Genomic DNA, 12,680 nt, shown 5'->3' with positions numbered 1-12,680 from the left:
GTCATCCTCCTGCCTCTCCTTCAACATTTAATGAACCCATCCCATCGGATTGCGCCTGACGTTGCTGATCCTCCTGACGTTGCTGTCCCCCTGGACGCTCTGGATGTTCTTCACACCCTTGGTCCTCTTGTCGTCTCTGGCGCTCCTCATGTTCTTCACGCCCTTGGTCCTCTTGTCGTCCCTGGCGCTCCTGACGCTCCTCATGTTCTTGACACCCCTGGTCCTCTTGTCGTCCCTGCCCCTCAAGCCGATGCTCTGTCTGCTCCAGATCCAAAGCCTCGGTCAGCAGCTGCATCACCAGCCCTTGCCCGTACAGTGCCGGATATCTCTCAATGGTGTTATAGGCTGCTATCGACGGCATGACCGGGGTGCCTCCCGAGACCCCCTGCACCTCACCGTCTTCATGGATAAGCGGAAGAATTCCCACAAGGGCCGCCTCCGCGCTCTCCAGATAGGCATCCTCCAGCAGTCCGCTCTTCACCGCCTTCAGGAAGCCGCAGGCAATACCGGCGCTGGCCGAGGTCTCCTCGTAATCATCCGGCTGGTCGAGCACCGTATGCCACAAGCCGCTGGCCCCCTGCGCCTGCCGCAGCGCAGAAGCAAGCCTGCGGTAGCGGCTGTATAGCTCCTGCGGAATAGCAGTCAGGCTTACGGTCCCGGCCACAATCTCCGGGACCGCGAGTGCCACCCAGGCATTGGCCCGGGCCCAGCGGGCAGCCGACATATGGCTGCCTGCCCGGCTGTTCCAGCCATGGAACAGAAGCCCCGTCTCCGGGTCCTGTAGCAGACGAAGGTGCAGCAGCGTCTGCTGCACGGCGGCGGCGGCAAGCTCCCTGTCTCCGGTCAGACTCGCAAGCCGGGCCAGGAACAGCACGGCCATATATACCGTATCGGCCCATACCTGTTCCGGGAACTCCACCGCCTCTGTCACCGTATGCTCCAGTGCCCCTTCCCGGGTCCTGGGGGCAGTCCCCAGCATCCAAGCGGCAACCTCCTGCGCTTGGCTGAGCAACCAAGGGTCCCCGGTCAGCCGGTACAGCTCGGGAAAGAGCGCGTAAGGGGCCAGGGAATTAATAACCCGAGCCCCCTCGGCCTTCTGCTTATTCCGGTTCACCCAGTGCAGCAGGTAATCCGTCACCTCTTCTTTACCAGTCGCTGTACCGTATTCCAGCAATGAGATTACGCCCACGCCGGGCACCCAGTCCCAATGATCTATATCCATTGCCCAATTACCCTGATGACGTTCGGAGCGCATGTATGCCCAGATACACTCCAGCTTCTGCTCTAATGCCTGCCTGTTCGCTAATTCCCGCTTCGTAGTCAAGACGTCTGAAGCCTCCCTGAACCGTAATCGTCCGCTTGAATCTCCGTCTTCACCGGAGAGCTTCCCTGAAACGGAATCTCTCCGAACAGCGCTTTAACCGTCAGCTCTACCGTATCTTCATGAAGGGAATACGCATTCACCAGGGTATCTAAAAAGGGAATGTCCTGCAGCAGATACGGCGTAGCGAACGAAATGCCGATCGGCCGGACTGTCTCCGCATGCTGCATGGCCCAGATGGCTTTGGCTGCTTCGCCCACCGGACGGGCGGTATTCATCATTCCGTGCAGCGGAAGGAAATAGGGGGCGAAGGCGGCATCCCAGCGGACCCCGGACAGCTCCCGTTGCCGCAGCGTTGTCAGCGGCTCGAATTCATCCAGAATATCGACCTCTAGCCCCCTTGCCTTAAGCTGCTCTACAAAAAGATTCATCCGCTCATATCTGCGCCCCTCCGTCACCTTGTTCAGCATGATGACCAGCACCCGGCGGACCGCTCCGGGATTCAGCGGCAGCTGGCCGGTGCGGTTGCGGACCAGGGTAATGCAGCGCCCGGCCAGCTCGCGGCTGAATTGTCTGACCTGCCGGTCCAGGCCGGGCGGCAGTTTGTCGTCCAGCAGCGGCAGCGCCCGGCCATCCTCTCCCCCGGCGCGGGCAGCATGCACGCCAAGCCGTGCCTTCAGCTCCAGAATCCGCCGGACGCTGGCCTTCAGCCGTTCCCGGCTGACGCGCCCGTCTTCCACCGCCTGCTCCATCACTGCGAAGTACCGCACTCCCGGCCAGAGCAGCACATCCGTACCGCAATTGAAGCAGTCTATGATGCGCTGCGTGTAGTCTCCCCAGGATAAGAATCCGCCCATATCCAGCGCATCTGATAACACCACTCCATCGAAGCCCAGCCGCTCCCGCAGCAGCCCTGATGTAATCCGTTCCGAGACGGTTGCCGGGACCGGCTTCGATCCAGCGCCGCCTGCCCCGTCTTCGATCCAGGGAAGGGCAATATGTCCGGTCATATAGGACATCACACCCTGGCTAATCATCTCCCCGGCCACCCGCCCGTACGTGGAGAACCAGTCCTCTTCCGATAAGCTGTTCACCGTAGTAATGATATGCTGATCCCTGTAATCGACCCCATCACCGGGAAAATGCTTGGCGCAGGCTGCAAGGCCATGCTCCTGCATGCCCCGCATAACAGCGGCGGACAGGCGTGCCGCCCGTCCAGCCTCATCGCCGAAACAACGGGTCGTAATAACGGGATTCATCCAGTTCAGCAGCAGGTCGGTGCCCGGAGCCAGCGCCCAGGTGAACCCGGCTGCCCGCCCTTCCAGCGCGGTATATTTGCCGTATTCGTAAGCCAGGTCTTCATCGTCGGCGGCGGCAAGCGCAAGGAGCGGCGGGAAGGCCGTGAGACTTCTCACGGCCGAGCCTGCCCCGAATTCCAGATCACCGGAGAACAGCAGCGGGAACCTGCTGATGCCCTGCAGCATTGCCGCCCAGTCCCGGTAATCCTCCGCTTTGCCCGCGGCCTTCTGAATAACCTCCCCGCCGATGAAGAAGCTGCCCACCGGATACTGCTCCAGATATCTGCGCAGACCCGCTTCATCATCTCCCTTGAACGGCAGTCTGCCTGCGTGGTCCTGCATTGTCTGCCCGATCAGCTCACGGAGGCTCATCGCTTCAAGCGTACCCTCTACCCACTCCTGTTCTTCCTTGCTTAACGGCTTCTGCATCATTCATACTCCTCCCGGCAGGTTCTGTTCTGAGTCCAGTGTACCGGATCGCGAAGCTGCTCTACATACAGCCAGCTATAATATAAGTTCAATATTCTACAAACTGCCTGCGCGGATATGCCCAGCGGCTGAATAGCCCGTCAGGGCAAGCTGATCTCCAGCGCCTGTGCCCGCTTGTTATTCTCCTTGTTCATCTCCGCATACCGCCAGATATCATTCACAAAAAAGCTGACCGTAAACTCGCCGATGGTCGGCACCGTCCACCGGGGGGTGCCCTGCGCACTGGCGTTAGCCGTCAGTGTAATCTCCTCGCCCGGCTGAATCACACTGGTATTCGTGTCCGTCCACGAGACCACCCCGCCGTTGACCGAGAAGGCGCCACCGGTAATCTGCCCGAGTCCGGTCGAAGCATTCAGCGGTGTGGGACGGACGCCGATGTTCTTCACTTTGGCCCAGAAGATCAGGGAGTCGCCCAGCTGCGGCGTGCTGTGCGCAGAAGGGCTTCCGTCGCTGTTCACAATATGCCAGCCGATATCCGTCACCGTCAGATCCGGTCCTGGCACGGGCAATACAGACTCGTAGCTCTCATACTCCAGCCCGCTGACCATGACCTTCCCGCCGTTGCCTGCAATCTCAATCCGGTGCAGCCCATATGCTAGGCCCGTCAGCTCGTAGACAATTTTATGATCGCCCTCCAGCCCTGCCTGCGGAATCACTACAGTCTCCTTAAGCTCGCCATCGACGTAGACATCTGCACTGCCCATATCGCTCTTGATATCCGATCTCCAGCGGACGCCGATACCATTGAAGCTGAAGGCAGCCGTGGCATCCTCCTCATAGGTCACATGGGAGACTCCATTGGGCGCAGGGGTGAATCCGGCATAGTCAATGAAAGGATGATCGTGTGCGGCCGGATACCAGTGGGAGAGCGGAACATACAGCCCTTCCTCCAGCTTGAAGTAGTCGAGATTTGCCCCTTTCCCGGCCGAGGTGAAGCTGATCGTGTTATAGCCAGGCTGGAGGGTAATCCCATACTGCCGTGCGGTCAGATTCGCGGTCCAGCTTCCCGTAGAAGGCAGGGTTACTGTGGACAGTTTCACGCCGTTCACGAGAATATTTTTCTTCGATTCTTCGTTGGAAGCGTATACAATTGTTAAGGTGTAGCTGCCCCCGTTCACGGAATGGAAGCCTTGGATCGTTAAGCCTCCGCTATGCGTCTGCTCGACGACCTTGCCGCCCGAGGCGCTGCTGTTATTGCCGGTCTTCAGCGGCAGGGCGAAGGCGGTAGCTTCGGCCTCGAACTTGGACGGATCTCCTGCGGCATGCGGTGTAATGGGCATGACCGGTGTGGTCGCTGATACGGCTGCGCTGAGAGGCGATACATTGCCGGAGTCATCCACGGCCTGCACTGTGTAGCTGTAAGAGGTCTGGGGCGCTACGGTATAGTCACTCCAGAAGGTCAGCCGTCCCGGAATGTTGATCACTGGAGCTGCTCCGCCGTCACGGTAGACGTTATAGCTGACGACAGCATCATTGTCTGTCGAAGCTGCCCAGGTCAGCCGGATCTGCTCATGGCTGACGGCTGTTGCCGCAGGATTGCCCGGAGAAGCAGGCAGCGTGTTATCCTGCTCATCCAGGATGTACTGGACCGTCTCTCCCGCGTCCAGTGCTACTGTAAGTGTAATGTACGGGTCTGCCGTAAGCTCCACCCGGGAGTAGGCGGCGGCGTACGTCTCTCCTGGACCAAACCGCTCCCCGGCATACACTCCGCTGGAAGGCATGGCAACCCGGACCTGCATCGTTACCGGAGTTTTCTCGAAATTCACGAAGTTCAGCAGGATTTTATCCGAAGCCGCCCCGATGGCCGAAGTGCCCAGCGCCGAGGTATCCACTGCGCGGAAATACGCCTTAAGCCCGGTCAGCTCAGCCGGATTCAGCACCTCGTAGCCCAGCGGGCTTCCATGGGTGGCATAAGCGGCGGCCAGTCTGCGGAACGTCTTCAGCCGGGTCTCCCCGGATTCGTTGATATTGGCCGGTACCGCCGCTGTATCTTCATAGCGGTGCGTGTTCCAATTAATCGCAGAATCGAACAGCCCAAACTCCGTCCCGTCATTGAAGAAAGCGGCGTGTTGCATAATATGATCGACATAACCGATATTCCCCCGCAGCTCCCGGTCAAAAGCAGAAGCGAACCTGTAAGCATACGTGCCGTATTTCGTATTGTCGGAATGATTGTCGTTGCTGCCGGTCTCGCTCATGGCCATTTCTTTGCCGAAGCCTTCCTCCGAATCGCCATACACCCGCAGATTCTCATACAGGCTGCCTCCCGGCAACGGCTGGACCCCGGTCCCGCCATAGCTGTGTCCGTTAGACACATCCGACAGCGCTTCAATCGGTGCCCGCTGGGCGGCATCCCGTTCCCAGCCGTCAGGGCTTCCATTATACGGCCAGTATGCCCAGCCCGGGGCGACAATTTTCAGGTGCGGCTGGCCGTTCGTCTGCCTCTCCTCGTCCATCATTTCATGAAGCGCCAGCACCGCTTTCTGTGCCCAGCCGAACAATCCCGGCTCATTGCCTGTCTCGGCATACTGGTACAGATCGCCGAATTTGGTGACAAATCCGCTATAATAGCTTCTCAGCGCAGAGCTGATCGTCCCTGCCGCCAGCTCACTGTTAGTCTTCCAGTTGCCGCCGATGATATTGACCATCGGGGTAAGATTGAGGTCGCGCAGTGTCTCCAGGTACTTGCGGCCCTGCGGGTCCCAGCCTGCGCTGGTATCGGACCAGAAGGAGGTGCGCATCCAGTTGCCGCTATAGGCAATGCCCAGCCACTTGGCCATCGGGGCCAGATGGCGGATCGCATGCTCGTCATACCGGAAGGTCGAGGCGGCAATCGTGCTTCCCAGGTGGACATACCGTCCGTGGATAGGCTCGTCGGCTGGCTCAGTCAATGCGCCCAGCCTGAGATAATCCCATTCGAACCACAGATACTTGTCACCGTCATATCCGGGAGACTGGGGATCTGCGTATAGCCCGCGGTCCACGGTCAGCTTCAGCTCATTGCTGCCAATCTTCAGCTGTTCTGAGGGAATGTAGAGTCTATAGGTTTCTTTCCATGTGTTCGTAAGGGGGGTCTCTCCGTCGTTCAGCCCGGTAATCTGGATCAGCCCGCTGAAGCTGCCATTGGTGAATACGGCCAGCTGCGGAATAGCGGTGCTTGCATCCAGTACCTTGAAGCTGAACTCCACACCATAAAGGGGGACTTCCGTAAGATTGAAGCTTAGCTCCATCGCCGCATTGCGGTCTAGCTTCATGCCGCGGGAGATCGTATTCCAGTTCAGGGGATTTACGGGGAGGGTAATATTCTCACTGTACACATCCTGATACACTGTAAATTCTGCGGAGCTGTCATCCTGCTCGCCCACCTGCCAGAGCAGCGGAGACGGCTGGTAGGTATCCTCTGTGACTGTACTTTTATTTACATGTTCTTCCACAATCACCTGTGCAGGCGGCATTTCGGCAGAGCTAATTCGTGCTCCGGGCAATGAAGCGGACATCCATACCAGTACTGCAATGAGCAATTTACCTGTGATTCTCTGAATTCGCATAATAACACCCTCTCTTGATCAGATAGGGGCTCCCCAAAGGCTGGATTAGCGAAAGAGAATACCCGGTACCTGCCACAGGCGGGCGCTTTGGCTGCTTGCGGCAGGATAACGGGCGTGCTATGGCCTCTACTGCTTATTTGGCGGCCAGAAAAGCGTCGAGCTGACTCTGAATTTCCGTAATCACAGCGTCCAGGCCTGCGGCCTTCAGCTTGCTGTTCATCTCCTTCAGGACCGGTTCAGGGTCCTTTTCCCCGGAGTACAGGGTGTTCTTATACTGCTTCGTGATGTTGATCAGCGCCCCGATCTGCGACTGCACCTTGGTTGAATCGAACACAAACCCGATGACCGGTGAAATATTCGAATTCTTATTCCAGTCCGTATAGAGCTGCACACGCTTCGGATCTTCATCCTTATTCAGGTAGTTCAGCAGCACATTGCCGATCATCCAGGAAGATACGGAGTTATAGCCGCTGTCCGCAATGAACTCCACGGTGTTGTTCTCCAGCTTCTTGTAGTGCTTGCCCTCAATGCCGAAGGTCAGCAGGTTGTAGAGCACCGGATCGGTGTGAAGCAGGTTCATGAACATCATGGCCCGCTCGGGGTTCTTCGAGGTTCTGGAGATGGCGAGCATGGAGCCTTGCAGACTCTTGGTGCTGACCTGAACAGGCAGCAGCGTCTTGATAATCATCGGCTTCTCGGCAAGCCGGGTCCAGTCATTGGTGGAGGTCGGATTCATGTTGCCGTAGACGAACCAGGCTTTGCCGCTTTTGACCGCATCCTTCAGCTCGGTCTTGTCTGTGGCTCCGTTCTTGTTGATATAGCCCGCTTCATACCAGCTGCGGATCAGCTTCAGCCGCTGCGTCATGGCCGGCGTGTCATATTCGTTGAACACCTTCATGGTCTTGTAATCAAGCAGGGTCGGGATATCATTGCTGCCGTCCAGATCCTCGCTGTCAGGATACGCGGTGAACCAGTGCAGGCTGTCGGTATGGTTCATGAACAGCGGCGAGAGAGCCGGTTCCTTCTCCTTAATCGTCTTCAGCATCGGCTCGATATCCTCCAGCTTCTGGAGGCTGTTCACATCGAAGCCGTATTTATCCACAATCGCCTTGTCAAAAGCAAACCCGACCGACTGCCCCAGCTCCTTCTCAGTTGGAACCGCATACAAATGTCCGTTGACGGTAGCTGCCTGCAGGTAAGCCGGATTGATCTGTGCCTTCGTCTCCTTGGCATAGGTGTCCAGCAGCTCCTCCAGCGGCAGATAAGCCCCCTTCGCGGCATTGGTCATGAAGTTCCAGGTATAGACCATGTCGAACACCTCGCCGGACTGGATCATCAGATTGACCTTGTCAGCCGGTTTATCCCAGCTTAGCTGGTTGATCTTGAGGGTAGCGTTGATTTTATCCTTCAGGTAGGCGTTGATCTCCTGCTCCACGGACGCCACATCCTTATCCGGCCCGCCGGGCAGATACAGGGACAACTCCACCGGCTCAAGCGCACCCGGCGCCTCCGTTCCGCCTGCCTCCGTTCCTGTAGCTTCCTTCGTTGCTGCAGGAGCTGTGGTGCTTTCTCCCGCTTTCTCTGTGGGCGCAGCTGTATTGCCATTGTTCCCCGCACATCCGGCCAGGGTGAATCCGGCTATCAGCACAAGCGACAACAGCAGACCTGTGACTTTTTTACCTGCCATACTTTTTTCCTCCCCTTGATGAAACAGATATATGCTAATCGGTAGGTTCCGAGGTTAGCCTTTGATAGAGCCGAGCGTCAGTCCTTTGATGAAATACCGCTGGAAGAACGGATAGGCCAGCACAATCGGCCCAATGCCGATCAGCGCCATCGCCATGCGGATCGTCTCCCCCGGCAATTTGGCCAGCTCGGTGGCCGAGCCTTGAATAAGTGCCCCGTTGCGGCTCAGGTAGTCGGCCTGGGAGATCATTTTGTACATGAGATATTGGAGGGAGTAGAGGTCAGTATCAGTGATGAAGATCATGCTGTTGAACCAGTCGTTCCAGTAATGCAGGGTATTGAACAGCCCGATCGTGGCGAACACCGGCAGGGACAGCGGAAATACAATCTTGAAGAAGGTCCGCAGCTCGCCGGCCCCGTCAATCGTAGAGGCTTCAATCAGCGCGGGCGGCACACTCATCTGGAAGTACGTCTTCATAATCAGCACATTGAACGGGGACAGCAGCATCGGCACAACCAGCGCCCAGATGGAGTTCTTGAGGTCGAGCACCTGGGTGTAGACCATATACCACGGTACCAGCCCGCCACCGAACAGCATGGTGAAAAAGATCAGGAAAGCGAACACCCCGCGGTACCGGAAATCCGCCCGCGATATCGGGTACGCATACAGAGAAGAGAGGAACACACTCGCCAGCGTTCCGGTGATCGTGACGAAGAAAGAGATGCCGTAGGCCCGCAGCACCACACTGTAATCCTTGAATAGATAGGCGTAAGCCTCCAGGCTAAGCTTCTCCGGAATGAATTGATAGCCATTGCGGACGATGTAATCGTAATCGGTGATGGAGATCATGAAGACCAGTACAATCGGCAGCAGACAGGCCAGGGACAGGATGATAAAAATAATATGGAGGAGAACGTTAGTGAAGCGGGATATTTCGTTATTAGCCACGGATTTCCACTCCTTCTACAGGGTACGTGTGCTGCCTGACTTTTAGCTAGAAAACCGCCTGATCCTTGTCAACCTTACGCACGATCCAGTTCGAGCCGAGGACCAGGAAAAAGCCGACCACCGATTGGTATAATCCGGCCGCTGCGGACATCCCCAGGTTACCCATATTAATCAGCGCGTTATAGACGTAGGTGTCGATGACCAGTGTAGTCGGGTACAGCGCCCCGGAGTTCAGTGTGGTCTGGTAGAACAGCCCGAAGTCGGAGCGGAAGATGCCCCCGATGGCCAGAATCGTTGTAATAATAATGACCGGCCGGATGAGCGGAATGGTAATGTGCAGAATCTGCTTCCACTTGCTGGCGCCGTCGATCAGGGCCGCTTCATAGTACTCGTTGTCAATGCCGATGATCGCTGCCAGGTAGATGACACAGCCATAACCCACCCCTTTCCAGAGATTAATCAGGGGCAGAATGAACGGCCAGTACTTCGGCTCCGAATACCAGCTGAGCTCATCCAGCCCGAACAGGGCGAAGACCCCTTTATTGATGAAACCGTATTCAACATTCAGAAAAGCGAATACCAGATAGCTCACCACCACCATCGACAGAAAGTAGGGAAAGAACAGGATGCTCTGATAGAATTTGGCGGCCAGCTTGTTCCTCAGCTCATTCAGGGCAACCGCAATGGATACGGCGAAGAGCAGATTAAGCACAATGAACACGAAGTTGTAGAGCACCGTATTGCGCGTGATAATCCAGGCATCCGAGGTGGCGAACAGGAATTTGAAGTTATCCAGCCCAACCCACGGACTGCCAAGAATCCCGTCCACATAGTTGATATTCTTGAACGCAATCACAATTCCGAACATTGGCAGATAATTATTGATCAGCAAAAACACTACGCCCGGCAGCAGCATCAGCAGCAGCACCTTATGCTTCAGCAGATGCTTCAGCAGATGCTTCAGCCCGTGTCTCTTTTTCGTCTTCATAACCATTGTCTTCCGCCTCCCGTGTTCCTTCAGCAGTCCCTCTCTTCCCTGACTTAAGTGTACCCGCAGGCGGCTCCATGCTAAATAAGACCATCTATAATAAAAGTTCAAAATCCTACGGAGTTTCGGACGGCTGACTGCCGCCCGCTTCGGGCCAAGCCGAAACGGCGGTCACAAGGGATGGGACAGCGCGCCCCTTCTCGCTCTGGCATGAGGTGAACCAGTTGGATAAACGTATCTTAATTTGGATATTTTGGATCATCTTCGGGTTTTAGTTGGAGAAACGTCATTTAATTTTGTGTATTTTCCCTACTTTGCTATATTTGCTGAGTTTTAAGTGCTGTTTCTCCAACTGTTTCCGAACATGAGGACTTCTGGTCATGAGTAAGTGGCGAAAATCCAATTATTTTCCGTACCGGAAGCTATGCAGAGGCATGGACAAAACACAAAAAGGCGCTCCGCGATGATCGCGTGGAACGCTCTTTTAGCTGAAGCTTAAGGGTCTGGTCTTGCCTGCCGGGACTAGGTCAGTCTGTGAACAGACCACACAATGCCCGAAGAGACACCTCCAAGATCAAGCGGAATTGTTAATCCGTCTGCTTCATAGAAGAGTCCGATCACATCGCCTGCCGTCAGTTCAACTTCACCTGCCAATGTTACCGTACCATTACCAAGGATTGTCCGCAGAGACAACAGAAGCGCAATGTTAACATTCAGCAGCGGGAACAATCCGTTTACCAGATCTGTTACTGTCGGGGATGTTCTCCGCACTACAAAAGCCGGATCAATTCCCGCTCCCAATGCAACCGAGATGGCAGCCGTAGTGCTGTAGTTAATGGTTGCCTCAAACGAATATCTGCCGGATACCGGAATCGTGTAGTTGCCCGTAGTCTCATTAAATGTCGCACTGTCATAGTAAGGCGAAGTAACAGTCCAACCCGTAAGCTGCGTACTGGTCGCGGCCGAGAACGTCGGCAGGAATGCAGAGAACCCTTCCGTTGCAGCATTCGGGCCGGTTGCTCCGGTTGCTCCAGTTGCTCCGGTCGCTCCAGTCACTCCTACGCCCGTTGCCCCGGTCGCTCCAGTCACTCCTACGCCCGTTGCCCCGGTCGCTCCAGTCACTCCCACGCCCGTTGCCCCGGTCGCCCCAGTCACTCCGGTCGCTCCAGTCACTCCCGCGCCCGTTGCTCCGGTCGCTCCAGTCACTCCGGTCGCACCCGTTACTCCCACTCCCGTTGCGCCGGTCACTCCTACGCCCGTTGCCCCGGTCGCCCCAGTCACTCCGGTCGCACCCGTTACTCCCGCGCCCGTTGCTCCGGTCGCTCCAGTCACTCCTACGCCCGTTGCCCCGGTCGCACCAGTCACTCCCACGCCCGTTGCTCCGGTCGCTCCAGTCACTCCTACGCCCGTTGCCCCGGTCGCTCCAGTCACTCCTACGCCAGTTGCCCCGGTCGCCCCGGTCACTCCTACGCCCGTTGCCCCGGTCGCCCCGGTCACTCCGGTCGCACCTGTTGTACCTACTCCGGTCGCACCCGTTGCTCCAGTCGCCCCGGTCGCTCCAGTCACTCCTACGCCCGTTGCCCCGGTCGCTCCAGTCACTCCTACGCCCGTTGCTCCGGTCGCCCCGGTCACTCCTACGCCCGTTGCCCCGATCGCCCCAGTCACTCCGGTCGCTCCAGTCACTCCCACGCCCGTTGCTCCGGTCGCCCCGGTCACTCCTACGCCCGTTGCCCCGGTCGGACCTGTCACGCCGGTCGCACCTGTTGTACCTACTCCGGTCGCACCCGTTGCTCCAGTCGCCCCCGTTACTCCTACGCCAGTTGCACCTGTCGGACCCGTAACGCCAGTCGCCCCATTAGCTCCAGTCGCCCCGGTCACCCCAGCCCCCGTTGCCCCGGTCCCGCCTGTCGGACCCGTCACTCCAGTCGCCCCGGTCGGACCTGTCGTACCTACTCCAGTCGCACCTGTCACTCCCGCGCCCGTTGCGCCTGTCAGACCCGTAACGCCGGTTGCCCCAGTAGCCCCAGTGGCCCCCGTTACGCCAGTATCACCCAATAATTCAGCCGAGACCAACCGGTGGGCGGTGACGAGCTGTCCCGTACTGCTCTTGCCCCATACAGAGATCTGAACCGGATCATCTACAGTATCTGAAGTGGCAAACACAAATTCAAAGGCATCCAGATCCGCATAGTAAGTATTAGTAATAGATCCGTTGGCAGCTACATTAAGTGATTGACTGACATACAGTACACGCATGCCTCCCTGCATGTAATAGCCTTGTAAAACTACCGTATAAGCTGAAACATTACTGCGGTTATCAATTCTGACCGTAACCTGTGTAGTGGGTCTTACTCCTCCTACTGCATTATTTTCCAGCGGTCCTGTGGATAGTAGAGTCATT

7 protein-coding genes are annotated in these 12,680 nt (G+C 57.1%); all 7 read right to left on the bottom strand.

Features of this window, described 5'->3' with window-relative positions; translation table 11 throughout:
- Nucleotide 1 precedes the first annotated feature (1 nt).
- Nucleotides 2-1,324: a glycoside hydrolase family 88 protein gene (locus tag NST43_RS32820; RefSeq protein WP_339221667.1), complete on the bottom strand. Its 1,323-nt coding sequence runs from the start codon at nucleotides 1,322-1,324 to the stop codon at nucleotides 2-4.
- Nucleotides 1,321-3,051 carry a glycoside hydrolase family 3 N-terminal domain-containing protein gene (locus NST43_RS32815; RefSeq protein ID WP_339221666.1) on the bottom strand — a complete coding sequence of 577 codons (1,731 nt, stop codon included), beginning with the start codon at nucleotides 3,049-3,051 and terminating at the stop codon, nucleotides 1,321-1,323. Before NST43_RS32815 ends, NST43_RS32820 begins: the two co-directional genes overlap by 4 nt.
- Before the next feature lie 137 nt (nucleotides 3,052-3,188).
- Nucleotides 3,189-6,656: a carbohydrate-binding domain-containing protein gene (locus tag NST43_RS32810; protein WP_339221665.1), complete on the bottom strand. Its 3,468-nt coding sequence runs from the start codon at nucleotides 6,654-6,656 to the stop codon at nucleotides 3,189-3,191.
- 133 nt (nucleotides 6,657-6,789) lie between these two features.
- Complete coding sequence (locus NST43_RS32805) at nucleotides 6,790-8,343, bottom strand: ABC transporter substrate-binding protein (protein WP_339221663.1); 1,554 nt, start codon at nucleotides 8,341-8,343, stop codon at nucleotides 6,790-6,792.
- Nucleotides 8,344-8,397: 54 nt separating this feature from the next.
- Nucleotides 8,398-9,291: a carbohydrate ABC transporter permease gene (locus tag NST43_RS32800; RefSeq protein ID WP_339221661.1), complete on the bottom strand. Its 894-nt coding sequence runs from the start codon at nucleotides 9,289-9,291 to the stop codon at nucleotides 8,398-8,400.
- A gap of 46 nt (nucleotides 9,292-9,337) precedes the next feature.
- The gene (locus NST43_RS32795; RefSeq protein ID WP_339221660.1) at nucleotides 9,338-10,279 is read right to left on the bottom strand and encodes an ABC transporter permease subunit; all 942 of its coding nucleotides are present in this window, start codon (nucleotides 10,277-10,279) and stop codon (nucleotides 9,338-9,340) included.
- Nucleotides 10,280-10,801: 522 nt separating this feature from the next.
- Nucleotides 10,802-12,679 (bottom strand): collagen-like triple helix repeat-containing protein, encoded by a 1,878-nt coding sequence (locus NST43_RS32790; RefSeq protein WP_339221659.1) that lies wholly within the window; start codon nucleotides 12,677-12,679, stop codon nucleotides 10,802-10,804.
- Nucleotide 12,680 lies beyond the last annotated feature (1 nt).

The organism is Paenibacillus sp. FSL H8-0332 (assembly GCF_037963835.1).
Classification (GTDB): domain Bacteria; phylum Bacillota; class Bacilli; order Paenibacillales; family Paenibacillaceae; genus Paenibacillus_AQ; species Paenibacillus_AQ rhizoplanae.
The sequence above is the reverse complement of the archived record's forward strand: the minus strand, read 5'-3'. Positions and strand labels throughout refer to the sequence as shown.

What these genes read in the sequence shown, in the direction of transcription:
- NST43_RS32815 (WP_339221666.1), bottom strand. Translation starts at nt 3,051, where the DNA reads ATGATGCAGAAGCCGTTAAGCAAGGAAGAACAGGAGTGGGTAGAGGGT.
- NST43_RS32805 (WP_339221663.1), bottom strand. Translation starts at nt 8,343, where the DNA reads ATGGCAGGTAAAAAAGTCACAGGTCTGCTGTTGTCGCTTGTGCTGATA.
- NST43_RS32810 (WP_339221665.1), bottom strand. Translation starts at nt 6,656, where the DNA reads ATGCGAATTCAGAGAATCACAGGTAAATTGCTCATTGCAGTACTGGTA.
- NST43_RS32795 (WP_339221660.1), bottom strand. Translation starts at nt 10,279, where the DNA reads ATGAAGACGAAAAAGAGACACGGGCTGAAGCATCTGCTGAAGCATCTG.
- NST43_RS32790 (WP_339221659.1), bottom strand. Translation starts at nt 12,679, where the DNA reads ATGACTCTACTATCCACAGGACCGCTGGAAAATAATGCAGTAGGAGGA.